The sequence below is a fragment of the Paraglaciecola sp. 25GB23A genome, from assembly GCF_040012495.1.
Classification (GTDB): Bacteria; Pseudomonadota; Gammaproteobacteria; order Enterobacterales; family Alteromonadaceae; genus Paraglaciecola.
The window spans coordinates 319,376-342,374 of the sequence record NZ_JBDYKM010000003.1; the positions used below are offsets into that span (position 1 = coordinate 319,376).

Sequence of the window (22,999 nt, forward strand, 5' to 3'; positions counted from 1 at the left end):
AAAAATATAACTATAAAAAGGACTCAATATGATCAGCTTATTTGGCGTTGCGCTGCTTCTCGTTATTGCTTTTGTGCTTTCGTCTCATAGAAAATCTATTAATTGGCGCACTATCGGTGGCGCTTTTGCTATCCAAGCCTGTATTGGCGCTTTTGTATTGTATTTTCCACCGGGCATAAAAATGTTGTTGGCATTAACCGGGTACGTTGAAAACATCATGGCTTATAGCCAACAGGGCATTGATTTTATTTTTGGTCCTGTCGGCAATAAGTCACTTGGGTTTATTTTTGCCTTTAATGTATTACCCGTAATTGTCTTCTTTTCGTCCTTGATCACTGTTTTATACCACGTCGGCATAATGTCTTGGGTAATTCGTTTAATTGGCGGTTTTTTGCAATTTGCCCTGAAAACCAGTCGACCAGAATCGATGTCGGCTGCGGCTAATATCTTTGTTGGTCAAACTGAAGCGCCGCTGGTAATTAAGCCTTTTATTCCACAGATGACCCGTTCGGAACTTTTTGCCGTTATGGTGGGTGGTTTGGCCTCTATCGCAGGTTCAGTTATGGCCGGCTATGCAAGTATGGGGGTAGAGATGAAATATCTGCTAGCCGCCAGTTTTATGGCCGCACCCGGTGGATTATTGATGGCTAAAATCATTATGCCTGAGACCAATACGGCAAAAAATGAGCTTGAAGAACTAGAGGGTAGTGACGAAAAATACGCTAATATATTTGATGCAGCCGCCAGCGGTGCAGCATCGGGCATGCAATTAGCGCTCAATGTTGGCGCCATGTTGCTGGCTTTTATTGCCCTAATCGCATTATTAAACGGTCTAATTGGCTGGGCCGGCGGTATGTTTGGCGCTGAAGATTTAACTTTACAGATGATATTGGGCTATGCCTTTCAGCCTCTTGCTTGGGCACTCGGCGTTCCTTGGGATGAAGCCAATATAGCCGGCAGTTTTATCGGGCAAAAAATGGTGGTAAACGAGTTTGTTGCCTATTTGGACTTTTTAAAATACCAAGCCGACTTGTCTCCTCATACCCAAGCGATCATTATTTTTTCATTATGTGGTTTTGCTAACTTTTCGTCTATCGCCATTTTAATGGGCGGAATCGGGGCCTTGGCACCGACACGTCGTAAAGAGATAGCTCAACTAGGTCTCAAAGCCGTTCTAGCGGCGACCTTGGCCAACTTAATGAGTGCCGCCTTGGCAGGATTTTTCCTTAGTTTGTAGTTTTGTATTCCAGATTTAGATGAAGAGGTAATAATACATGTTGGAATTAGTTGCGATTGATTATAAAGCGCCCGATGCAGATCGTTTATTTGTTGAATCTCTGCATAAAACTGGCTTTGGCGTATTAAAAAACCATCCAATTGAGCAGAGTGTTGTGTCGCAAATTTATAAAAATTGGCAAAGTTTTTTTAATAGTGAAGATAAAAATGACTTTGCTTACGACAAGGCCACCCATGATGGTTTTTTCTCCACCCAAGTGTCAGAAACAGCCAAAGGTAACAAGAAAAAAGATATCAAAGAGTATTTTCATTATTATCCATGGGGCAGATGCCCAGCAGAACTTAAACAGCAAGCGGTTGAATATTACAAAGCAGCAAACGACCTAGCCTCTGAACTGCTCTCTTGGGTCGAGAAATATTCACCACCAGAGGTGTTAGCCCTGTATTCCCAATCACTGTCTTCTATGGTTGAAAATAGTGAGCAAACGTTATTGCGTATTTTACACTATCCGCCATTAACGGGGTCAGAAGAGCCTGAAGCGATTCGAGCGGCAGCCCACGAAGATATTAATCTATTAACTATCTTACCTGCAGCAAATGAACCTGGTTTGCAAGTAAAGGGCACTGGCGATGATTGGATTGATGTGCCCTGTGATTTTGGCAATCTAATTGTGAATATAGGCGATATGTTGCAAGAAGCTTCTGCTGGATATTTTCCATCGACCACTCACAGAGTGATTAATCCTCAAGGCAGTGACCAAAGTAAATCACGTATTTCTTTGCCCTTGTTTTTGCACCCAAATCCACAGGTTGTTTTATCTGAGCGCCATACAGCCAAAAGCTATCTACAAGAAAGGCTACGCGAACTAGGCGTTGCCTAATAATCGTAGTAACGAATAAACGCCGACTTTAGTCTGAGTCGGCGCTATCTTATAAGTAAGTATCACTGCGTCCTCATATCCCTCATGCCATTGCAATCTAGCCATCAGCTTAAGTTACACTCAGGTGGAGATTTTGTAGACAGCAGCCTTCCACCAAACCGCGCAAGAGGCTTAGTTAAGACTCGCGGTATGATGCAGACTAGACAAAAAACTTAATTTACTTTTATAACGCTTTTCATCGCTTAGACTAAACGAAAAATCTCTAGCAAGTTCCAGATAATGTTGAGTCAGATCGAGTTCACCTAATTCGAAATAGACTTGAGCCAGACCAAAATAAACTTCATGACTTTCTCTATCCAATGATAATGCCTGTTTGAAATAACTTAAGGCTTCATGATAGAGATCCGCCTCCAACTTTTGCTCGCCCAGATTAATATAATAATAGGGATTAGTTTTTCGTTGCGCTTCGACCTTAGCCAATATCCTATTAGCTTTATCTAAGCGGTCTGAGGTTTGATATAAATAAGCCAAGTTTTCCCAAGCTGTCAGGTTATTGGGATTAAGATTCAAAGCATAGTTATAACTGTCCTCAGCCTGCTGCAAATACCCCTTTAAGCGGTACAAGAGGCCTAAATTAATTGCCGTAGAGTCAAATTCATCATCTGTTATTAAGGCGGCTCGAAAATAAGCATAGGCTTCGTTAAGCCGCTCATTGACTAAGGCATCAGCCCCCTTATTGTTGTAATACATAGCCACCACCGTTTTTTTAGCTACCAAACGTTTTTTATGATTACGAGTAGAAAGTGGGTCAAAATCGACTTGGAAGCCTTTATTACTGTATTGATTAACATTAGAGTCAAATTTAGGTGATAGACGCAGATTAATATGACCATTGAGCATGCTAAAACCTTGCTTACGTGTCCAATACTCTGGAATATCGACATCTTGAAATTGAGTATTAAAACCGGCTTCTTCAGCCAAAGCGTAAGTCATGATAGATAAAGAAAGGCAATTAGCCGCTTTGCTGACAAATGTTTCATTAGCCGTGGTATTGGCATTTCCGTCGTATAATAAATTAAAATCAGCATGGTCAAACAAGGCATAGACTAAGGATTTTATTTGCTCTAAGGGCTTACCTGTTTTGCCTACTGCTTTTTTAACAAATGCTTTGGCCTCCTCTTCTAGATGAAAAATATCTTGTTCAGTTTCGATGTTAATCTGCTCAACACCGGCAAAGCCCTCATCATATAAAATAGAATTAACTTCTATTTGACGATAAGTAACTGATTGGCAGCCCAATAGTCCAAATACAAACGTTAAATTAATACAACAAACTCTACCGAATTTAGTCAACGACATCACTGCACCTCCTAATCGCTGTCAAAACTGTAGTATCGAATTAGCAACTTTGCGAATTGAGTCATCGCAAATAATCGCTACTCTAACTTGCTGAATCATCCAAGACTCGACGTCGTAAGAACTCTATCTTGCCCGCATAAATGTCCTGCTCTGCCTGGCTACGAGACTTTTTTCTCGCTAAAATTAAAAAATGTTCGCTGCGTTTAATTTGCCCCATTTCATAGTACGTTTTTGCTAAACCAAAAAAAACTTCGTGCAGACTTTTATCCAGAGTTAATGCTTTGCGATAGTAGCTTAAGGCGGCTGGCCAATCCTGATTTTCAAAAGCCTCGTCACCTAAGCTCAGATGATAAAATGGATTGTTGGCGCGTTGACGAGCTAACCGTGCCCAGATCGTCAGGGCTTTATCGTGCTGGTTAGTATGGCGATATAAAAAAGCTAAATTCTGCCACGCGGTTAAGTTATTTTCATCCACTTCAATGGCCTGTAGATAAACCCGTTCAGCCGACTTATAAAGACCGTTCAGTCGGTAAAGGTAGCCTAAGTTTGCCAGTAAATGGGCTTGGTTTGGATCGGCAAGATACCCAGCTCGAAAATAGGCGTAAGCCCGTTTATCTTGGCGATGCAAAAGGGCATCACTGCCTTTGTTGTTATAAAACAGTCCTACTACTTGCGACTGACTGAGTAAGGTTCTCTTATCATGTTTTTTGATGGCTTGGGCATCAAAGTCAACTTCAAATCCCTGTCTGGTTAACTCTACAAAAGCTCTATTTTGTTTGGGTAAAATTTGTAAATTAATATGCGAATTTAAAAGACGTTGACCTTCTCGTCTTGTCCAATACTCTGGAATTTCAATATGTTGAAAACGCGCTCCAAACCCCAATTCTCGAGCTAATGCATAAGTCATAATTGACAACGACAAACAGTTTGCTGACCTATTTTCAAAGGTTGTTTGCGCAACCGAATTAGCATCAGCTCGATATAATAAGTTGAAATCTGAGCGGTTAAATATCGCGCTAACTAAGGCTTTGATCTGTTCTTGTGGATCACGCACGCCGGCAATGGATGCTTTAGCAAAAAGTTTAGCATCTTCTTGCAGTCGGAAAATTTCACCGCTGTTTTCAATAGGCACTTGCTCAAAGCCTATAAAATCTTTATCGGCGAATACCTCATTCGGGCGCAAATGTGTCATTTCAAAAGATTGACAAGCGACCAAAAAAATCAATAACAAGCTGATAAATAAATATTTAAACATGGTGCATGTCCCATTATTTAACCAGAGCAAACAGATAATTTGTTGCGACTATAGTGACTAATTTAAATGGCGTGTGACATATGGTTTATAAAAACTTTATTTCGTAATAAACTGACGGCAGATTAATTTGACTAAATGAAGTGTAGATGAAAATTGCAATATTGGGTGCGATGGATGAAGAAATCAGCTTATTACTGGCTTCTCTTTCAGGCGCTGTGGAAAAAAAGATAGCACATTTAACCGTCTATTTGGGTACATTGGGTAACGTTGAAGTGGCCTTAGTTAAATGCGGTATTGGTAAAGTTGCGGCCGCGGTCTCAACCACCTTAGTTGTTATGGATTTCAAACCTGATTATGTAATTAACACCGGTTCGGCTGGCGGTTTTTCAAAAGATAGAATTATCGGCGACATCGTAATAGCCACAGAACTGCGTCATCATGATGCGGATCTGACATTTTTTGGTTATGAATTAGGCCAATGTGCGGGGATGCCGGCCAAATATGATAGTGATGCAGTTTTGCTTGAATGCGCGCAGCAAGCGATGCAAAGTATTGATAATATTGGTTTTGAAACTGGCTTAATTTGTTCTGGCGATGCCTTTATAGGCAGTGATGAAGGGGCGGCGACTATTAGGCAAAACTTTCCTGGAATTAGTGCAGTAGAAATGGAAGGAGTAGCGATAGCTCAAACTTGCCATTTATTGAATGTACCTTTTCTGGTTATTCGTTCCTTATCTGATATTGCAGGTGTCACTTCGACCGTGTCTTTTCAAACTTATTTAGAGACAGCAGCTAAACATTCGGCGCAAATAGTAATGCAAACCATTGCCTTATTGCCCCACTACAAACACTAAAAAGACGGTTTGATTGATTGAATTGATGCACCACTTTGGCAGTATTTATCTACTGCCAATTTACTCTGTTTTGATAGTTGTGTTGTTGGAAAAACAACTCAAAGTAGCGGATAAGTTTCATCCACTCACTTTTGCTAAGCTTATGGCTGAGCGCATAGTTTTTCGAGTGCACAATCGTAACCCAGGCAATAAAGTACAACAAATTACGGCCGGAACATTAGCACCACTAGTACTACTTATTCCGCTAATGCTTTTGCTTGGTGTACTTATTTACTTATCTGAATACCCCATTTTCTTTGATAGCTTGTTGTTGTTTATTGCTCTGAGATTTCAACCTATAGTTGATACCGTCAAAAAGATAGAACGCTATTTAAGACAAGACAAAAAGACCTTAGCAAAGCAACAATTGCAATCAATTGTATTAAGAAAAGCGGGGACGCTGTCGCCTTTTGGTATTGCTAAAGCAGCAGTAGAAAGTTTGATGCTGCGCTTCGCTTTGCAGTATTGCACTGTAATTATTTTATATTTAATCGGTGGAGGCATCCTGGCGCTTAGCTATAGATTACTTTTCGAGTTTTCACATAGCTGGAATGCTAAACAGGCAAAATTTAATTACTTTGGCCAGCCTGTTCGTTTGGCCTTAAAGTTCGTTCAATGGCTCCCCTTGAGAATTGCTGTAGTGTGTTTTGTTATTGGTCAAAATGTAATTAAGGGCTTCGCTGCATTAAAAAATGGCTCAAGTCTAACTTGTAGCCGCTATTTTTTATTGAATTTACAAGGTGCCGCTTTAGGCATCGAGCTGGGTGGTCCTGTTTACTACAATGAAAGTAAATGTCGCCTAGCAAAATGTGGCGGGCCACGCGTCATTGTATTAGACGATATTACTCGAGCCATTCACGGGCTAAAAAAAGCTCGTTGGGTATTTTTAACACTTTGTTTTATCGTCAGTTTGATGCTGAGCATAGGAAAGTAATTGTATTTATCTGTCTTTAAAATTAATTTTTTCTCACTTTTTTTTCTCACGAGTTTAATTTTTTCTAGCAACAGTAATGCCATTGAACGCATTATCAGTTTGGCTCCCCATACTACTGAATTAATTTACACACTTGGAGCGGGTGACAAGCTTGTGGCGGTCAGTGATTACAGTGACTATCCATCAGCAGCGGCAAGCCTTCCTTCCGTTGCCAATCATAATGGCATAGACATCGAAGCCATTATGCGACTCAAGCCTGATCTCATTGTGGCTTGGCAAGGAGGTAATAAACCGCAAGATCTTGCTCGACTTGTTTCACTGGGCTTCAATGTTTACGCATCAGCGCCTCAATCTCCAGCTGACATTAGCCAAGATATTATTCAACTTGGTAAAATCATCGGCCAAGAACAACAAGCACAGATAGTCGCGCAGCAATACGATTCGGCCTTAGCAGATATTAAGCAACGATATAGCACGCAGAGCAAAAAACAGGTTTTTTATTATTTATGGACAGCACCATTAATGACCATCGGGGCGGATGCATGGGCGAGCAAACTTATTCATATTTGTGGAGCCACACAAATATTTGATGACTCGCCCATCCCCTACCCTGAAGTGAGTAAGGAGCAGGTCATCGGCCGTCAACCCAGTTTATTAATTGCGGCTATGAACATCACAGTTGCCGAAGCGAAACAATATTGGCAATCTACAGCAACACTGTTGAGTGCGCCGGTATTAGTAGTCAATCCGGACGAACTACATCGTTTCACCCCACGCTTAATTGATGGCTTGAGTTCAATGTGTAAAAAAATTAATGGTTTTTAAATCTTATTTTGTGCTATTTATTCAATCAGTGTTTTATTTTAAAACATTTGACCTGAAACTGGAGACGCTATGCTCGGGACCCTCCGTTATCAAGATAAATATGGCCATTACTCAATATGGACAGACGGTCAAATTTTATTCTGCATCGTTCATGGTGTGATTGGCGAAACGGTAGCAAAACACTTCGACCAACATTTTTGTCAATTAGCTGAATCGCTGGCCGTGCAGCCTTGGGCTTATTGTGCCGATTTGTCCGCTTGCGATGGTTATACTAAAGAGGCCGCAGAGTGTATTAAAGGCTCACATCAATTTGGTATAACTCGGGGTTGCGTGGTAGATGCTTACCAGATTAGCTCACCTTTATTGATCAGCCAATCACAGAAATTTCGCGAAGCGCTGGGGATAACAGGCCATATAAGTGAACGCATTTTTAACAATAATAAAGGCTGTATCGACTTCCTACACTCTGTTTTGAAGACCAACAATAACTATATTTGAGCCCAATGAATATTACTTTAACCACACCAGCAATGTTATTTCCGGCAATATCTCTGCTATTGCTTGCCTATACCAATCGTTTTTTAACCTTGGCTTCAGTCATCAGAAATTTTGATTTACAACATCAAAACGATAATGCCCAAGCACAAATTGCCAATTTACGTTCTCGTATTATATTGATTAAACGCATGCAAGAAGCGGGTGCAGCAAGTTTCTTTTTATGTGTTTTGTCTATGTTAGCGGTTTATGCTGACTATCAAACCGTCGGCAGTTCCATATTTGCGTTTAGTTTGGTGTTACTGCTCTATTCTCTTTGGCTATCGGTAAGAGAGATTAGAATATCGGTGCAAGCCTTAGACATGCATTTAAGCCATTTGAATATACCACTCGGAAAAAAGCCCAAATAATCTTTCATTTTGAGTCAGTCTGCCTGAACTCAAAACGAAAGTTAAGCTTAGGCTAGAGCGCTTAGCTCAAGTAAACACGCGCGAATTTGCGCTTACCTACTTGAAAAACATATTCTGCCGCAGTATTAAAAACCAATCGACTATCTTCTACTTTTTCGCCATCTTGCTTTACCGCACCTTGCTTGATCATGCGCATGGCCTCAGACGTAGAAGTAACTAATCCTGCTTCCTTCAATACGTTGGCAACGGCTAAACCTTCTGAACCTAGCATGAGGGTAAATTCCGGCATTTCATCTGGAATAGCATTTTTCTGGAAACGTTGGATAAATTCTTGATGAGCAGCCTCGGCCTGCTCGCTTGAATGAAAACGGGCGATAAGCTCTTTGGCTAAGTCAATTTTAATATCTCTTGGATTCTTACCGTCAGCAACGTCCTGTTTGAACTGAGTAATAAGCTCTTTTGGTAAGAAACTGAGCAACTCATAATATCGCCACATCAGATCATCAGAAATTGACATGATTTTACCAAACATATCGTTAGGAGCATCGGTAATACCGATATAATTGCCTAATGATTTTGACATTTTTTGCACACCATCAAGACCTTCCAATAGCGGCATCATTAATACAGTTTGTTGGCGTTGTCCTTCTGACTTTTGCAACTCGCGCCCCATCAGTAAGTTAAAGCGCTGATCGGTTCCCCCCAGTTCAATATCAGCTTTGAGGGCAACCGAGTCCCAACCTTGAACCAATGGATACAAAAATTCATGGATCGCAATGGGTTGTCCATTAGCATAGCGTTTCTTAAAATCATCTCGCTCCAACATTCTTGCTACAGTTTGGTTGGCAGCTAACTTGATCATACCTGCAGCACCTAGTTGCTCCATCCACTCGGAATTAAATCGAATTGTGGTTAATTTCGGATCGAGTATCTTGAAAACTTGCTCTTTATAGGTTTCAGCGTTGGCTAATACATCTTCTTTGGTCAAAGGTTTTCTGGTGATGTTTTTACCAGTTGGATCACCAATCATGCCGGTAAAATCACCGATCAAAAAGATAACTTCGTGACCTAATTGCTGAAATGTGCGTAATTTATTAATCAGAACTGTATGACCCAAGTGTAAATCAGGCGCGGTGGGATCGAAGCCCGCTTTTATTTTTAAAGGTTTACCTTCTTTTAATTTAACAACAAGCTCGTCAAGCAGAAGAATCTCATCTGCACCTCGTTGAATTTCTGCTAGCGCACTTTGCCAGTCAACCATTGTTCAGTACCTTGCTATTTATCATTAATTTCTTAAATTAGCCGAGCATTTTACGTGTCTACTGCGCGCATTGAAAGGGTAAGAGCATTTTTATCGCTGGGCCAATCTAGTTAATATCGAAGATAAAGTGGTCAAAAAACCACCTACCTCTAGAAAATTGCCTAATTTCAGTATATTCTGCTCAAATGTAGTTAGTCAGAGTAATATTTCTTCGTGGCCAAAATTTCCTTCAAACACTTACCCAAACCTCACAAATGGACAATAACCTTCCTGACGGGTATTTTATTAGTGTTAGTCTTTGTTCCTTCTGAACCTGTCAGTGCTTATAAGAATACGCCCGTTCCTGTATTGGAATTGGGTAAGCGTTATGATTTAGCCGTTGACTTTGATAATCTGCCCGAAGCACAAATAACAGCCTTTGATTCTGCGGTAGAGCGCAAAATGGTTAAGGTAAAAAAAGGGGACAATTTAGCCAAAATATTCAATCGTGCTGGTTTGACACCTCAGGAAACCTACCGCGTATCAAAAATGAAAGACCACGCAGACAAGCTAATAAATTTATTGCCAGGCGAGTCGCTCGGTTTAGAGATTGATAATGAAGGCAAACTTAAATCAATCAGCTATATGTATTCCCCCACTGAAACCTTAATTATTAACAGAAATGAAAATAATGGTTTTTCTGGACATGTAGAGTCAAAACCTGTTGAGACAAGACTGAATTATACTCAGGGCGAAGTCTTTAATAGTTTTTGGAACGCTGGACTTAAAGCTAATTTGAGTGAAAGTCAGATTATGAATTTGGCTAATATTTTTGGTTGGGATATCGATTTCGCTCTAGAGTTGAGGGCGGGAGACAGCTTTTCAGTGATGTTCGAAGAACATTTTATCGATGGTGAATTTGTTGAAAATGGCGATATTGTTGCCGCACAGTTTATCAATCAAGGTGAAACCTATACTGCCATACGCCATTCTGACGGAACTTTTTACACGCCTGAAGGGCGCAGCTTACGCAAAAGCTTTTTGCGTGCTCCAGTCAACTTCAAATACATCAGCTCGAATTTCAATCCCAACCGTTTTCATCCGATTCAGAAACGCTACAAACCACATAATGGTATAGACTACCGAGCTGCCAAAGGTACTCCTGTAGTCGCTGCCGGAGATGGTAAAGTGATTGAGGCGGGTTACAATCGATTTAATGGTAATTACGTATTTATTCAACATGGCGAAACCTATGTTACTAAGTATTTGCACTTTTCTAAAACGGCGGTAAAAAATGGCGCCAAAGTGAAACAAGGACAAGTGATTGGTTATGTAGGCGCAACAGGTATGGCTGAAGCCCCTCATTTACACTATGAATTTTTAGTTGATGGCGTGCATCGTAACCCACGCACGGTAGCCTTACCTAAAGCTCTACCCATTGAACCATCAGAAGCAAAAGCGTTTGCTAGTATTGCCCAAGAAAGGCTATTACAACTAAACAATAACAAACGTATCATGTTGGCGATGAACTAACAGGAGTAGTTTGTGTCGCAGTTATATATAGGGTTGATGTCAGGCACTAGCATGGATGGTGTTGATGTCGCCCTTGTAGATTTTTCTGGTCTTCACCCGCATTTGTTAGACTGCCAATCCTTCCCCTACCCTACGGCATTATTAGAAGAACTACATACACTGTGCGCGCCTAGTATTAACGAAATAGTTTTAATGGGTCGTGCTGACAGAGCCGTAGCTGAGGTCTTCGCGCAAGCCACCTTAAGTGTGCTTAAAAACAACTATATTCGCCCCGAACAAGTTTGCGCCATCGGCTCTCATGGTCAAACAATTCGACACGTTCCATTTGGCGAACATAGTTTTTCTTTGCAAATTGGTGATCCAAATACGCTAGCTGTAGCAACAGGTATTGATGTTATAGCTGACTTTCGTCGCAAAGATATAGCTTTAGGCGGCCAGGGTGCGCCTCTTGTCCCTGCATTTCACCAAGCAGTATTTGGTCACCCTAAGCAATCACGCATAGTGGTAAATATTGGCGGCATTGCAAATTTAACCTATTTACCTAAAGCAGGCTTAGGTAAGGTACTCGGTTATGATACTGGCCCTGGCAATACCTTGATGGATATGTGGTGCCAAAAACACACAGGCCAGTCTTTTGACTTTAAGGGAGAATGGGCAGCGCAGAGCTCTCCCTCATCGACGCTGCTCGAGGAGCTGTGTCGACATAGTTACTTTGCTACCAGAGCTCCTAAAAGTACAGGTCGAGAATTATTTAATTTAACTTGGCTAGAACAACAACTTGTCACTCATGCTAAGTCAGTTAGCCCAGCAGAAGTGCAAGCCACTTTAGCCATGTTTACTAGTCAAACGATTGCTGATGAAATCCTACATTTTCCTGATGTTGAGCAAGTTTATATTTGTGGTGGTGGAGCCAAAAATGAGTTCTTAATGGAATGTTTAGAATCGCGATTACATGAATGTGAACTGTTCACCACAGATGAGCTGGGTATTGCGCCTGATGCAGTTGAGGCCATGGCATTTGCTTGGTTGGCTTACGCCCACAATAACAAGCTTGATGGCAGCCTAGCCAGTGTCACTGGTGCTAAAAGGGACGCCATACTTGGTATGTTTTGTCCAGGTAAAATAGGATGAACCAACGTCGTCTATTAGACACAACTGATTTAGCCATTCTTGCTCTGTTATACCAAGATGCTCGTTTAAACAACAAAGACATTGCCGAGCAAGTTGGACTTGCTCCTTCGTCGTGCTTAGAAAGAATAAAAAAGTTACAGCTAGACAATATTATCTTGGGTTCAAAGCTGGAGGTTAATTTACAGACTCTGGGTGGAAATATTCAGGCGATGATTTCGGTAAAATTATCAGATCACAATCGTGCGACCGTTGACCGACTACAAAAACAATGGCTAACCCTAGCGGAAGTATTGAGCATTTATCACATGGGTGGGGACATTGATTTTTTTGTGCATGTGAGTGTTGCTGATACCTCTCATTTACGCGATTTCGTCTTTAACCAGATAACCGCACACAGCGAAGTCAGCCATGTAGAAACCGCATTGGTTTACGAACATTCGAGAAGTAATACCCTGCCTAACGTTTGATACCGACCCTACTTAATAGGTCTTTACTCAGGAAACATCCAGCGCCTCAAGTTCAAAAAAATTGGTAAAGCACTTATACAATTGGGTGCCACTTAGCACCGAGGCTGAAGGGAAGTGCAAAATGGCAACAAGATCACATGGAGCAAGAATGTTAGTGGTGGCTCGGTCATCTTCTAATTTATCTACATTAAGTATACGTGCCAGTAGCTCGCCCTTTTTTATATACTCGCCTGGCTTTGCAAGATACTCAACAATGCCTCCTTGTTGAGTGTAATAAATTTTATAATTGTTTAAGGTGACGGCGATACGACGCATCGCTTGTGGCTCTATAGTTTCCTGCAAAAGACAACCTTTGGCACTTAAATAGGTCAATATACTCTTGGCATCATATTCACCTTCACTAAAATTAATCACCTCTTGACTGCCCATTTCTAAGGTAAAAGCTTCAACAGCAAAATCAACTGGCTCTTGGCGTCGAGCGCTGAGTAACTCACTGAGCGTCCACCAAGGACAAAAAGTGGCTTCATCCAGTGCCCCAGAAAACACATTAGGGATTAAGATGACATGAGGGATATTAAATTTTAGGGCTGAAGCACGCGCATACTCAGGCACATAAACATGGCGAGTTGAGACTGGGCCATTGTGTAAATCTATTACATAGTCTGCATCAAAGGCTAACTGTTGAAGTTTCAGATTTAAACGTTGGGCTAAACCCAAACCCCATTCTTGCTCAAGTTTTTGTTGAATTTGTTGCTTTATTTGCTGGCGAAATTGCTGCTTAATTTGGGCAATCGAATCACCTTCATTGAGCTGTTGTGCAAATTGATGCACAAACTGAGCATCGAAAAAATACCCCCTATTCCAATTGGTGCCATTGACGGGGTCAAAGCGCCCCAAGGTGTATTCACCGGCTTTAATGTTGGTCCCCACTGGATTGCAGTTTGGTACCAGAATAATTTCACCGCGTATTGGCAGGGTTTTAAACCATTGAACCAGATGATAAATAACCACATTACCCTGAACTTCAGCGCCGTGAATTGAGCTTTGAATATATACCTTTGGCCCAGGTTGTGAGCCGATAAACCGGTAAAGTGGCACATTCATATTACGCCCAGAGGCATTTTGTGCGACCACAAGATAATCTTTAATAAATTGGTTCATCGCGCCTTTCACAGACTTTTAAAGTGGTTTCAAATTGAAGGGATCAGGCTTTACTTTCGGGAAAGTGTGGAGAAATAGATTTCCTTACACCATTACCCCAAACAATCGCTTCATTGAACAGACTGTGTAAACGTTTTTGGTCGACCTCTAAAATTTTCGCAATACGAATAACCTTGAGCCAGTTACCACTCTCAAAGGCCTTAACTAAAAGCAAATACATAGATAAATCGTTTTGACCACCACATAGCGCCACTTTAACCTCATCAACTAGCGGTAATTTCTCCACTAATGTTTTCATATCTTGATCAAGTAAGGCATCCAATAGCGAAAATAAACCGACTAAGAAACCTAATGGTGGGTTAGACCCAAGTTTTTTCTCAACCCCGACCAAATCGCAAAACTTCGCTCTAACCAACGATAGATGAATCAGTTCGCTGGGTTTGTCATCACTTAAATTAGCTAAGGCAAGCAGAGCAATAAATTTCTTAATTTCAACTTCACCCATGTAATTTAATGCATGGCGGAGTGAGGTTATTTTATAACGTTTATTGATGGCCGGATTGTTGATAAAACGCAACAACATATAAGACAAACCGACGTCATGCTCAATCACTCCATTGATGCTATCAATATCAAAAGAGGTACTAGAACTGGCGCCCATTAATTCAACTAAAGTGAGTTTAGAGGTAGGAATATGTTTTTGATTAGTTAGCTCTGGGCGAGCAAAAAAGTAGCCTTGGAAGTAATCGAAGCCCATTTCTTTGTAAATGGCGAAGTCTTGTTGTGTTTCGATTTTTTCGGCAATTAACTGCACATCAGAATCTTGATAAATACTGACTGTTTTGGCAATACCATCGTAATCGTCTTTTGTGGTATTCACTTTAACCATGTCAATAAAAGGAACAAAGTCATTCCATTTTTGATTTAAACGGTGCCCTTCAATCGCTAACTTAAAGCCCATATTTTTCACATGTTTGCATAGACTCAACAAACTATCGTGACTAAAAGCACCATCATATAATTCAATAATGACGTTTTCAGGATCAAGATTAGGCGGGAAGCCGTGTAAGACAGTTTCTGCTTGGAAATTAATAAACGATTTCTTGTTACAAGAAATATCGTCCAAACCCAGTGTCAAATAATTTCTGGCAATAAGTTTTGTCGTGGCCTCATCTCTGACAATATCAGGATAGCAGTTATTTTTTCCATCCCGAAAAAGTAGTTCGTAAGCAAAAACTTCTTTTTCTCTATCTAAAACCGGTTGCCGAGCGATAAACGCAAACATGATCTTCCTATGAAATATGAGTATTTATTTTATTAGCTACCGAGTTACACCATTAGCTCAATAGCTTTTGGAAAACGATATCACTTAAACTAAAATAGTATCGCAAACTAGCAAATCAAATCTACAAACTGTTCAATAAATATTCAAACAAGTTGGCATATTAGGCTTAAAACTAATCTTTAATAAGTTGTTTCATGGCATGTCCCCATTTTATTGCCTCATTGTAAAAGCCTTGTGTCATAGCTAGTTCAATATCTAACTTTTGGGCATCTCGGGTAATACTCTGCCAATAACCAACCTCGTAAGCTTTAATTAAGCTCAGATAGCTTTGCAGTTCATTTTTTTCGCCACACAAGGCGCCTTTCAATTGCTCACCCAGTGGCAGTTTTTCCACAACAGTGCGCATTTTAATATCTAAAATTGCATCTAACAAAGAAAATAAACCAAGTAAAAAGCCAGTTGGCGGATTGTCGGCGAGTTTCCTCGCTTTACCGACTAACTCACAAAACTTAGCACGCATCAACGATAAATGAAGTAATTCAATTGTTTTACTATCACCTAAATTAGCCAAGGCAACGAGAGCAATAAATTTTTTGACTTCAATTTCGCCCATATAATTTAGAGCATGGCGTAAGCTACTAATTTTATTACTTTTGTTAATTAAAGGATTATTGATAAAACGCAGTAGTTTGTACGACAAAGAGACATCTCGCTCTATAATGTCATTGACTCTGGCTAAGTTAAAGTCAGTGGCTGCACTGGCACAAACTAAATCAATGAGAGCGAGCTTACTCGTTGGGATACTTTTTTGTTTAACCACCTCAGGGCGAGCAAAAAAGTAGCCTTGAAAGTAGTCAAAACCCAAGGCTTTATACTCTTCAAATTCTTCATACGTTTCTATTTTTTCTGCTACTAGTTTTATTTTAGCTTGTTTAAGCCTGTCAATATTACTGCGCATCAATGTTTGATCGCACTCAACAATATCGACCTTCACAATATCTGCATAGGGCAACAAAACATCCCATTTAGGAGCAAAGTCGAAATCGTCAAGGGCTAACTTATAACCCATCTCTTTAATATTAATGCATGCCTGAACCAGCTCAGGGGTTAGTTGTACTGTTTCGACAACTTCAATGACAACAAGATTTTTATCCAAAGATGTAGGAAAACGGTGTTGCAAGGTATCTTGATGAAAATTGATAAAAGCCAGTTTACCACCGGTGATATCTTCCAGACCGATATCTAAATGATTGTTAGTTAATATTTTTGAAGTGGCTTCATCAGGATTAATATCGGGAAAAAAGTTCTGCTCACCCTCTCTAAAAAGTAGTTCGTACGCATACAGATTTTTCTTACTGTCCAAAATGGCTTGGCGAGCAACATAACTAAACATACAATGTTCTCCATCGAGTGAACTTTAGCTGCCAGATTAACGTAAAAAAAGGGTTATTAGAATTTTATATTTGGCTTCAAAGGTTGATAATCGTTTTTAAAACACTATTTATCAGCGTAGATGCAATTTTTTACAAATTCCACGGTCTATTAGGCAGGTAAACAATAGATTTACGGTCGCACAATTAACAGCTTTTTGATAAGCTAGCGCCCATTGTGTAATACGAGGTTATTATGAGTTCAGATTTAAGCACATTGACATTGACAGTCCCGCAGACTGGAAGCATCGAAACTTACGTTCAGGCAGTAAGTGGTATCAGTATGCTCAGCGCGGATGAAGAGCGTGGCTTAGCCGAGCGCTTGCAGCAAGATGACGACTTACAGGCGGCTAGAAAACTAATTATGTCTCACCTGCGTTTTGTCGTCCACATCGCCAAGTCCTATTCAGGTTATGGTTTGCCACAGGCAGATCTAATTCAAGAAGGCAATATCGGTTTGATGAAGGCAGTCAAACGCTTTGACCCGACTATGGGCGTGAGATTAGTTTCTTTTGCTGTGCATTGGATTAAAGCTGAAATCCACGAGTTTGTGCTGCGAAATTGGCGCATTGTTAAAGTGGCCACTACAAAGGCACAACGCAAGTTGTTCTTTAATTTACGCAAAAATAAAAAGCGCTTAGGCTGGTTTACTCATGCCGAAGTGCAACAAGTTGCTGAAGATTTAGGTGTAAGCACCAAAGAAGTGCTACAAATGGAAGCTCGGATGAGTAGTCAAGATCAGGCTTTTGACCTATCAGCTGATGAAGATGAAAGCAGTACTTTTGCACCCGTTCAATTCTTAGAAGATAAAAGCGCTGATGTTGAATCTGATGTGGTCAATGCCAATTGGGATTCAAATGCTTCAGGTAAACTTTATTCTGCGATTAAAACCTTAGATGAGCGCAGCCAATATATTATTCAAACACGCTGGTTGTCTGATGATAAAATCACCTTACAAGATTTAGCTGAAAAATATCAAGTTTCCGCTGAGCGCGTCCGTCAAATAGAAAAAAATGCGATGAAAAAGTTACAAAGCGCGATGTCAGCAGCGGCTTAATCGTTAAATGATTGACTAATAAAAAAGCACGCATTAAGCGTGCTTTTTTATGTCTGAAGAATTCTACTTAATCTTTTTAATTCACTTGCTCGACGTTGTCATCAACGATAGGTAACACACCAAACAAACCAGAAAACTCAGCTACAGGCGTATCGCCGTCTAAAATGGCAACTTGTAATTTTATAAAACATTTTTTATTTTTGACTAAGCCATCTAATTTGCCACTAAAGGACTCTACATTACATAGTGCTCGGGGCTGCATGGTAATAGGTTTATGGAAATGAATATTGCCATCTCCCAATACGATATCCCCCTCTAAACCTTTTTCCTTCAACTGCAAGTAAATCATGCCCCAACCGGTTAGTGTGGCTAACGAAAATATGCTCCCCGCAAACATAGTGCCATGCAGATTAATATTCTTATTAAGTGACGCTCTAGTCTCTAAAGTCCTACCCGAATACTGATAAATTTTAATCCCCATTTGTTCGCTAATTGGAATGGTTTCATACCAGGTACTTTGCAGCGATTTACACCATTTAGGGTGCAAAAGTATGGTATTCGGCGCACTTAGCTTTTTTACCATTTGTTGGCGCTTTAATTTGCCGAACTCATTCGACGCTTCTCGCTCAATTTCAAACCCTGCACTTTCAAAGAACGGTATAGAGATCTGACGGCTGTTAGTTACCAGTCTAATAGCACCCTCATCTCGAGCAACGGCTTCAAGTGAGGCCATAATTAAACTAGCTAAGCCCTTTCCTTGATATTCTTTTTCCACCGCAATATGGCGTATTTGGGCTTCATCAGATGAATTCATATGCACACGACCAACTGCGACCACTTCGCCCACTTGGTTGCGGATCATGCGATGCTGGCTTACCTGCTCATATTCATCTTTTTCTGAACCTAGTGGATAGTTCCAAGGTTTACGCAGCATTTTCCAACGCATTTCAAAGTACTGTGCAAAATCTGCTTCGCTAATCGGCGTCTCAATTTTATACATAGTTCCTAAATTCTCTTATATGGCAATCTACTAGGCCCCAGATGGAGCAAAGCTAGCCGAACATTAAATCCTAATAATCGTTGTTCGGCAAATTATACTTGTAACATGAAGGTCACAGGACCATCGTTTTGTAAAGATACTTGCATGTCAGCGGCATAAACCCCTGTTTGACAAACTATGGGGGAGCGCTTTACCAGACTGACAAAATAGTCATACATCTTTTTACCTAAGGCTGCCGGAGCAGCAGAGGAAAAACTGGGTCTGTTACCACTTTGAGTATCTGCAACTAAGGTAAATTGCGAAACGATGAGTAGCTGCCCTTGTACTTGTTGAACATTAAGATTCATCTTGCCAAATTCATCGGCAAAAACACGATAATTGAGTATTTTTTTACATAATTTTTCAGTACTTTGTTGAGTGTCATGCAGTTCAACTCCCAGCAATACTAATAAACCATGTTGAATTTCACCAACAAGCTCGCCATTCACTTCTACCTTGGCATGTTTTACCCGCTGAATTAACCCTTTCATTTTGCTTCCAGTAAAAAGTTGGCCATGGCTTTTGTGGCAATACACAAGGCTGCAGCAATTTTAGCTTCAAATGCACTGTGGCCTGATTCAGGCACGATAGTCAATTGACTATTATCCATTACTTGATGAAGACTATAAGCGGCTTCGAGTTTACAAACACTATCGTAACGGCCATGAATAATGTTGGTCGGAATATGCTTAATCTTATCCACCTGATTTAGAATGAAATTTTCAGAGATAAAACACTGATTCTTCACGTAATGGCATTCCAATATGGCCAAACTGATTGCACCATGCACGTCTTTAATCAAGTGCTCTTCTTCAAATTGAGCATGCAAGCGACTAATCCGAGCCTCCCATAAGTACCACGCTTTCACTGCGGCCATCTTGCTGACTTCATCGTCACTGACAAATAGATCATGGTAAGCCTCAACTAGACTCCTGTGTCTCAACTGGTCTTTTACTGGCTGCAAAAATTCTTGGTAATAATCGGTAAAGAGCTGTGCAGCCCCTCCTGTCTCGGCTAAAAACCAGTCATAATCCTGTTGTCGAGCTAGAAATATTCCCCTTAGAATAAGTCCACTGACTGCCTTTGGATTAGCGATTGCCACCAGCAGAGCAAGTGTGGAACCCCACGAACCACCAAATAATAGCCACTGCTCAATTTTAAGGTGTTGCTGTATAGCAAATACGTCTTCGACCAGTAACTCACTACTATTATTTTGAATTGAACCAAAGGGTTTGGATTGACCACAGCCTCGTTGATCAAATCCAATAATTCGATACTGGCGTGGGTCAAAAAAACGCCGATAATCTTGGCCCATACCGGCGCCAGGACCACCGTGCAGAAATAGTACTGGTATTCCCTTTGGATTACCGGTCTGCTCAACAAAAAGAGTGTGACCGTGACTGACAGACAACATTAAGGTGTCATATGGTTTTATCGCAGGATAAAGTTCGCTCATAGGAATTTACACTTCAGGTTTGTCAATTCAACGATTATGATTTAAGTTAACTAAGAAATACCAGCCCAAAAACACATTAGGAGTTAAAAAATGGCAGGACAAGGTTCAGGTGGAAACGTATTAGCCGCAATTTGTAGCTTTTTTATTCCTGGCTTAGGCCAGTTGGTTCAAGGAAGAATTCTAGCAGCAATTCTGTTCTTCTTATTGGTTACAGTAAACTACTCTCTGGCCGCAACAGGCATATTATTTTTTATGGCTTTGTTCGGTTTTATCTTCCATATTTGGGCCATTATTGACGCAGCTCGATTTAAGGCATAAACATGAAAAAACTTATCGTCATTAGTATTTTCCTTTGCCTCTCTTCTTGCCAGAGTGCTTATTATGCAGCATGGGAAAAAGTGGGGGTTGAAAAACGTGACATATTGGTTGACCGTGTTGAAAATGCAAAAGACTCGCAAGAGGAGGCTCAAGAGCAGTTTAGCTCTGCCCTTGAACAACTAAGTTTGCTGATAAAGTTTGATGGTGGTGAGTTACAAGGCGTTTATGACGCGCTGAAAAATGAGTTTGAAGCCAGTGAGGCATCCGCATCGGAGGTGAGAGCACGAATTGATAAAGTTGAAAGTGTTGCTGAAGCATTATTTACCGAGTGGCAAGACGAACTTGAACAGTACTCTAATGCTACTTTAAAACGAGACAGCCAAGCTAAGTTGCGGGATACGCAAAAACGCTACAAAAGCCTACTGACAGCTATGCGCAAAGCAGAGGCAAAAATGCCGCCAGTGCTCAATGCTTTGCGAGACAACGTGTTGTATTTAAAACATAACTTAAATGCTAATGCGATTGGCGCCTTGCAAGGTGAGTTCAATGGCATTAAAAATAATATCGGAAAATTGATTATTGAAATGAATAAAGCCATTAAAGAGTCAAATACTTTTATTGCCAATATGCAAAAAGAGTAACAAGCAAGGGAAGTGAGCAAAACTTACTTTTTGCTCACTTCTTCGAATAACTCTTCTGGCTCTTGGTAAAAATATACTTCAAGTACGTGAGTCAATTCAGCACCTACCAACACCACAATCCAAGATAAGTAGACCCATAAAAACAAAATGGGGATAACAGCTAAGGCACCATAGATTAATTGGTAGGAAGGGAAACTTGTAATATAAAATGCAAAAGCTTTTTTAGACAGCTCAAATAAAACAGCTGCGAAAAAAGCACCTGTAAAAGCATATTGAGGTTTAATCCGTTTATTGGGTACCAACATATAAACCAAGAAGAATGCACTAATCGATGCCAGAAACGGTACTGTTTTAAGTAAAATAGTGGCTAAGCCCGGTGTATATTCGTCAGCATACGTGGCTAAACTGACAAGATAAGAGCTCACCAACACGCTTGAGCCTATTAGCAGGGGTCCTAGGGTCAATACCATCCAATAAATTGCAAAGGTAAATATCATCGGACGTTCACTTTTCGCCTGCCAAATCAGGTTTAAGGTTTTATCAATATTTGATATGAGCAGTAAAGCCACCACCACAAGTGATGCAATACCCACCGCCCCCATTCCAGACGCGTTACCAATAAACTTGGCCATATACTGTTGTAATTGCTCACTTGCTTGGGGCAATAAGTTACCAAATATCACAGATTCTAAGTCACCACGAGCTTCAGCGAAAGCAGGAAAAGCCGATAATATAGTGAAAAAAACCATAATAAATGGCACTAAAGACAGTAGTGAAACATAAGCTAAATGACCGGCCGAAACGGTAATCTTATCCTGAGCACAATGGCTTATAAACAAACGGAATACGGCATCAATATGTCGAGCGGCCTGTTTCAGTTTATCCTGCCATAGAATTACATTTACCATTAATTCTCACTATCCTGCTTGTTTGATTTGCCAATGCCTGTGGCGAACTTGTATGAAACAAACGATAGTGTAACTAATTGTCAGCCCTTACTCCAAGCATATGACAAATTGCGTAGCTCAACTCACTGCGATTTAAAGTATAAAAATGGAAGTTTCTCACTCCTTCTTTTGCCAATACCTTAACCATGTCCATGGCGATACTGGCGCCCATTAGATTGCGTGTAGTCTGGTCGTCTTGATCCAAGCCATCATACATTTTATGTAACCATTGAGGCACATGCACATTGGTGAAACCCGCAAAGCGTTGCAAGGTTTGATAATTTGTTACAGGCAAGATACCGGGCACAATATCTAAATCAATTCCTGCGGCGGCAGCACGATCTCTAAAACGTAAAAAAACTTCAGCATCAAAGAAAAACTGACTAATAGCCTCAGTTGCTCCCGCATCCGCCTTGCGTTTTAAATTTAATAAATCAAATTGACTATTTGGCGCTTCTGGATGTTTCTCCGGATATGCCGCAACCGCAATATCAAAGTCTGCAACACTTTTCAGTAAACTCACTAAATCTGATGCATAGGACTGCGGTTTCTCTACGCCAGGAGGTAAATCTCCCCGTAAAGCGACAATTTTGCGAATACCGCTTGCCCAATAGTCTTTGGCTATCTGAATTAGCTCTTCTTTTGTTGCGTCGACGCAAGTCAAATGAGGCACTGCAGCGATCCCGGTTTCTGCTTGAATACGCTTTACCACATCATGAGTCCGATCGCGCTCACCACTGTTTGCACCATAAGTAACCGACATGTAGGCCGGTTTTAAAGGCGCCAAACGTTCTACTGATTTCCACAAAGTGCGTTCCATGGCATCTGTTTTAGGCGGGAAAAACTCAAACGAAACATTAATCCCCTTCACTTCTGATAAAGACTGATTTAATGCATCTATGCCTTGTGCATATGACACCATGTTAACTCCAATATAATATTTAGCCGTTTAGACGTCTAAACTAAACTTTGTACGTAAAGCCGTCAAGATGTTTAGCAGTCTATC

General features: G+C 40.6%; 24 protein-coding genes. 13 read left to right on the forward strand and 11 right to left on the reverse strand.

Annotated elements, in window-relative coordinates; all coding sequences use genetic code 11:
- Nucleotides 1-28: 28 nt before the first annotated feature.
- Both ABKW31_RS08670 and ABKW31_RS08675 read left to right on the forward strand, forming a co-directional pair.
- Nucleotides 29-1,237, forward strand: a complete 1,209-nt coding sequence (locus ABKW31_RS08670; protein WP_348615930.1) for a NupC/NupG family nucleoside CNT transporter — start codon at nt 29-31, stop codon at nt 1,235-1,237.
- 40 nt (nt 1,238-1,277) lie between these two features.
- The gene (locus tag ABKW31_RS08675) at nt 1,278-2,117 is read left to right on the forward strand and encodes a 2OG-Fe(II) oxygenase family protein (protein WP_348616037.1); all 840 of its coding nucleotides are present in this window, start codon (nt 1,278-1,280) and stop codon (nt 2,115-2,117) included.
- A 171-nt stretch (nt 2,118-2,288) separates the two neighbouring features.
- Here the strand turns inward: ABKW31_RS08675 and ABKW31_RS08680 are convergent, their stop codons facing one another.
- Nucleotides 2,289-3,476, reverse strand: coding sequence for a tetratricopeptide repeat protein (locus tag ABKW31_RS08680; RefSeq protein WP_348615931.1), 1,188 nt, complete (start codon nt 3,474-3,476; stop codon nt 2,289-2,291).
- Nucleotides 3,477-3,558: 82 nt separating this feature from the next.
- Nucleotides 3,559-4,731, reverse strand: coding sequence for a tetratricopeptide repeat protein (locus tag ABKW31_RS08685; protein ID WP_348615932.1), 1,173 nt, complete (start codon nt 4,729-4,731; stop codon nt 3,559-3,561).
- A gap of 146 nt (nt 4,732-4,877) precedes the next feature.
- Between ABKW31_RS08685 and ABKW31_RS08690 the strand changes: the two genes are divergently transcribed.
- From ABKW31_RS08690 to ABKW31_RS08710, 5 genes are all read left to right on the forward strand, one after another.
- On the forward strand, nt 4,878-5,585 hold the full coding sequence (locus tag ABKW31_RS08690; RefSeq protein WP_348615933.1) for a 5'-methylthioadenosine/adenosylhomocysteine nucleosidase: 708 nt from the start codon (nt 4,878-4,880) through the stop codon (nt 5,583-5,585).
- A gap of 13 nt (nt 5,586-5,598) precedes the next feature.
- Entirely contained in the window at nt 5,599-6,558 is a 960-nt protein-coding gene (locus ABKW31_RS08695) for a cobalamin biosynthesis protein (protein ID WP_348615934.1), read from the forward strand.
- Nucleotides 6,559-7,383, forward strand: coding sequence for a cobalamin-binding protein (locus tag ABKW31_RS08700; RefSeq protein WP_348615935.1), 825 nt, complete (start codon nt 6,559-6,561; stop codon nt 7,381-7,383).
- Between the two features lie 69 nt (nt 7,384-7,452).
- Nucleotides 7,453-7,881 (forward strand): hypothetical protein, encoded by a 429-nt coding sequence (locus tag ABKW31_RS08705; protein WP_348615936.1) that lies wholly within the window; start codon nt 7,453-7,455, stop codon nt 7,879-7,881.
- A gap of 5 nt (nt 7,882-7,886) precedes the next feature.
- Entirely contained in the window at nt 7,887-8,288 is a 402-nt protein-coding gene (locus ABKW31_RS08710; protein WP_348615937.1) for a DUF2721 domain-containing protein, read from the forward strand.
- A gap of 61 nt (nt 8,289-8,349) precedes the next feature.
- Here the strand turns inward: ABKW31_RS08710 and tyrS are convergent, their stop codons facing one another.
- Nucleotides 8,350-9,549 (reverse strand): tyrosine--tRNA ligase, encoded by a 1,200-nt coding sequence (tyrS, locus tag ABKW31_RS08715; protein WP_348615938.1) that lies wholly within the window; start codon nt 9,547-9,549, stop codon nt 8,350-8,352.
- A 213-nt stretch (nt 9,550-9,762) separates the two neighbouring features.
- Between tyrS and ABKW31_RS08720 the strand changes: the two genes are divergently transcribed.
- Genes ABKW31_RS08720 through ABKW31_RS08730 form a run of 3 tightly spaced genes read left to right on the forward strand, consistent with a single transcriptional unit; the run spans nt 9,763 to nt 12,659 of the window.
- Nucleotides 9,763-11,061, forward strand: coding sequence for a peptidoglycan DD-metalloendopeptidase family protein (locus tag ABKW31_RS08720; RefSeq protein WP_348615939.1), 1,299 nt, complete (start codon nt 9,763-9,765; stop codon nt 11,059-11,061).
- A 12-nt stretch (nt 11,062-11,073) separates the two neighbouring features.
- Nucleotides 11,074-12,192 carry an anhydro-N-acetylmuramic acid kinase gene (locus ABKW31_RS08725; protein WP_348615940.1) on the forward strand — a complete coding sequence of 373 codons (1,119 nt, stop codon included), beginning with the start codon at nt 11,074-11,076 and terminating at the stop codon, nt 12,190-12,192.
- Complete coding sequence (locus tag ABKW31_RS08730) at nt 12,189-12,659, forward strand: Lrp/AsnC family transcriptional regulator (protein WP_348615941.1); 471 nt, start codon at nt 12,189-12,191, stop codon at nt 12,657-12,659. The genes ABKW31_RS08725 and ABKW31_RS08730 overlap by 4 nt, the downstream gene beginning before the upstream one ends.
- A 27-nt stretch (nt 12,660-12,686) precedes the next feature.
- Here ABKW31_RS08730 and ABKW31_RS08735 read toward each other — a convergent pair whose 3' ends face one another.
- The 3 genes from ABKW31_RS08735 to ABKW31_RS08745 all read right to left on the reverse strand — a co-directional run bounded on the left by ABKW31_RS08735 (nt 12,687) and on the right by ABKW31_RS08745 (nt 16,498).
- The gene (locus ABKW31_RS08735) at nt 12,687-13,820 is read right to left on the reverse strand and encodes a succinylglutamate desuccinylase/aspartoacylase family protein (protein ID WP_348615942.1); all 1,134 of its coding nucleotides are present in this window, start codon (nt 13,818-13,820) and stop codon (nt 12,687-12,689) included.
- Nucleotides 13,821-13,863: 43 nt separating this feature from the next.
- Nucleotides 13,864-15,105 carry an EAL domain-containing protein gene (locus ABKW31_RS08740; RefSeq protein ID WP_348615943.1) on the reverse strand — a complete coding sequence of 414 codons (1,242 nt, stop codon included), beginning with the start codon at nt 15,103-15,105 and terminating at the stop codon, nt 13,864-13,866.
- A gap of 172 nt (nt 15,106-15,277) precedes the next feature.
- Complete coding sequence (locus ABKW31_RS08745) at nt 15,278-16,498, reverse strand: EAL domain-containing protein (protein WP_348615944.1); 1,221 nt, start codon at nt 16,496-16,498, stop codon at nt 15,278-15,280.
- Nucleotides 16,499-16,731: 233 nt separating this feature from the next.
- Here ABKW31_RS08745 and rpoH point away from each other — a divergent pair, with 233 nt between their 5' ends.
- Entirely contained in the window at nt 16,732-17,592 is an 861-nt protein-coding gene (gene rpoH / locus ABKW31_RS08750; protein ID WP_348615945.1) for an RNA polymerase sigma factor RpoH, read from the forward strand.
- 76 nt (nt 17,593-17,668) lie between these two features.
- Here the strand turns inward: rpoH and ABKW31_RS08755 are convergent, their stop codons facing one another.
- The 3 genes from ABKW31_RS08755 to pip all read right to left on the reverse strand — a co-directional run bounded on the left by ABKW31_RS08755 (nt 17,669) and on the right by pip (nt 20,087).
- The gene (locus ABKW31_RS08755; protein WP_348615946.1) at nt 17,669-18,592 is read right to left on the reverse strand and encodes a bifunctional GNAT family N-acetyltransferase/hotdog fold thioesterase; all 924 of its coding nucleotides are present in this window, start codon (nt 18,590-18,592) and stop codon (nt 17,669-17,671) included.
- Between the two features lie 92 nt (nt 18,593-18,684).
- Nucleotides 18,685-19,122, reverse strand: a complete 438-nt coding sequence (gene dtd / locus ABKW31_RS08760; RefSeq protein ID WP_348615947.1) for a D-aminoacyl-tRNA deacylase — start codon at nt 19,120-19,122, stop codon at nt 18,685-18,687.
- Nucleotides 19,119-20,087: a prolyl aminopeptidase gene (pip, locus tag ABKW31_RS08765; RefSeq protein ID WP_348615948.1), complete on the reverse strand. Its 969-nt coding sequence runs from the start codon at nt 20,085-20,087 to the stop codon at nt 19,119-19,121. The genes dtd and pip overlap by 4 nt, the downstream gene beginning before the upstream one ends.
- 90 nt (nt 20,088-20,177) lie before the next feature.
- Between pip and ABKW31_RS08770 the strand changes: the two genes are divergently transcribed.
- Nucleotides 20,178-20,405: a hypothetical protein gene (locus tag ABKW31_RS08770; RefSeq protein ID WP_348615949.1), complete on the forward strand. Its 228-nt coding sequence runs from the start codon at nt 20,178-20,180 to the stop codon at nt 20,403-20,405.
- A 2-nt stretch (nt 20,406-20,407) separates the two neighbouring features.
- Nucleotides 20,408-21,046 carry a DUF2959 domain-containing protein gene (locus ABKW31_RS08775; protein ID WP_348615950.1) on the forward strand — a complete coding sequence of 213 codons (639 nt, stop codon included), beginning with the start codon at nt 20,408-20,410 and terminating at the stop codon, nt 21,044-21,046.
- 23 nt (nt 21,047-21,069) lie between these two features.
- Here ABKW31_RS08775 and ABKW31_RS08780 read toward each other — a convergent pair whose 3' ends face one another.
- A complete protein-coding gene (locus ABKW31_RS08780) occupies nt 21,070-21,954 on the reverse strand; it encodes a virulence factor BrkB family protein (protein WP_348615951.1) in 885 nt (294 codons plus the stop codon).
- A 73-nt stretch (nt 21,955-22,027) separates the two neighbouring features.
- Nucleotides 22,028-22,915 (reverse strand): methylenetetrahydrofolate reductase, encoded by an 888-nt coding sequence (gene metF / locus ABKW31_RS08785; protein ID WP_348615952.1) that lies wholly within the window; start codon nt 22,913-22,915, stop codon nt 22,028-22,030.
- Between the last annotated feature and the right edge of the window lie 84 nt (nt 22,916-22,999).

Bases quoted from the DNA above. Each gene is read 5' to 3' on its own strand.
- ABKW31_RS08670 (WP_348615930.1), top strand. From the start codon at position 29: ATGATCAGCTTATTTGGCGTTGCGCTGCTTCTCGTTATTGCTTTTGTG.
- ABKW31_RS08680 (WP_348615931.1), bottom strand. From the start codon at position 3,476: ATGTCGTTGACTAAATTCGGTAGAGTTTGTTGTATTAATTTAACGTTT.
- ABKW31_RS08685 (WP_348615932.1), bottom strand. From the start codon at position 4,731: ATGTTTAAATATTTATTTATCAGCTTGTTATTGATTTTTTTGGTCGCT.
- ABKW31_RS08690 (WP_348615933.1), top strand. From the start codon at position 4,878: ATGAAAATTGCAATATTGGGTGCGATGGATGAAGAAATCAGCTTATTA.
- ABKW31_RS08705 (WP_348615936.1), top strand. From the start codon at position 7,453: ATGCTCGGGACCCTCCGTTATCAAGATAAATATGGCCATTACTCAATA.
- ABKW31_RS08710 (WP_348615937.1), top strand. From the start codon at position 7,887: ATGAATATTACTTTAACCACACCAGCAATGTTATTTCCGGCAATATCT.
- tyrS (WP_348615938.1), bottom strand. From the start codon at position 9,549: ATGGTTGACTGGCAAAGTGCGCTAGCAGAAATTCAACGAGGTGCAGAT.
- ABKW31_RS08730 (WP_348615941.1), top strand. From the start codon at position 12,189: ATGAACCAACGTCGTCTATTAGACACAACTGATTTAGCCATTCTTGCT.
- ABKW31_RS08735 (WP_348615942.1), bottom strand. From the start codon at position 13,820: ATGAACCAATTTATTAAAGATTATCTTGTGGTCGCACAAAATGCCTCT.
- ABKW31_RS08740 (WP_348615943.1), bottom strand. From the start codon at position 15,105: ATGTTTGCGTTTATCGCTCGGCAACCGGTTTTAGATAGAGAAAAAGAA.
- ABKW31_RS08745 (WP_348615944.1), bottom strand. From the start codon at position 16,498: ATGTTTAGTTATGTTGCTCGCCAAGCCATTTTGGACAGTAAGAAAAAT.
- rpoH (WP_348615945.1), top strand. From the start codon at position 16,732: ATGAGTTCAGATTTAAGCACATTGACATTGACAGTCCCGCAGACTGGA.
- ABKW31_RS08755 (WP_348615946.1), bottom strand. From the start codon at position 18,592: ATGTATAAAATTGAGACGCCGATTAGCGAAGCAGATTTTGCACAGTAC.
- dtd (WP_348615947.1), bottom strand. From the start codon at position 19,122: ATGAAAGGGTTAATTCAGCGGGTAAAACATGCCAAGGTAGAAGTGAAT.
- pip (WP_348615948.1), bottom strand. From the start codon at position 20,087: ATGAGCGAACTTTATCCTGCGATAAAACCATATGACACCTTAATGTTG.
- ABKW31_RS08770 (WP_348615949.1), top strand. From the start codon at position 20,178: ATGGCAGGACAAGGTTCAGGTGGAAACGTATTAGCCGCAATTTGTAGC.
- ABKW31_RS08775 (WP_348615950.1), top strand. From the start codon at position 20,408: ATGAAAAAACTTATCGTCATTAGTATTTTCCTTTGCCTCTCTTCTTGC.
- ABKW31_RS08780 (WP_348615951.1), bottom strand. From the start codon at position 21,954: ATGGTAAATGTAATTCTATGGCAGGATAAACTGAAACAGGCCGCTCGA.
- metF (WP_348615952.1), bottom strand. From the start codon at position 22,915: ATGGTGTCATATGCACAAGGCATAGATGCATTAAATCAGTCTTTATCA.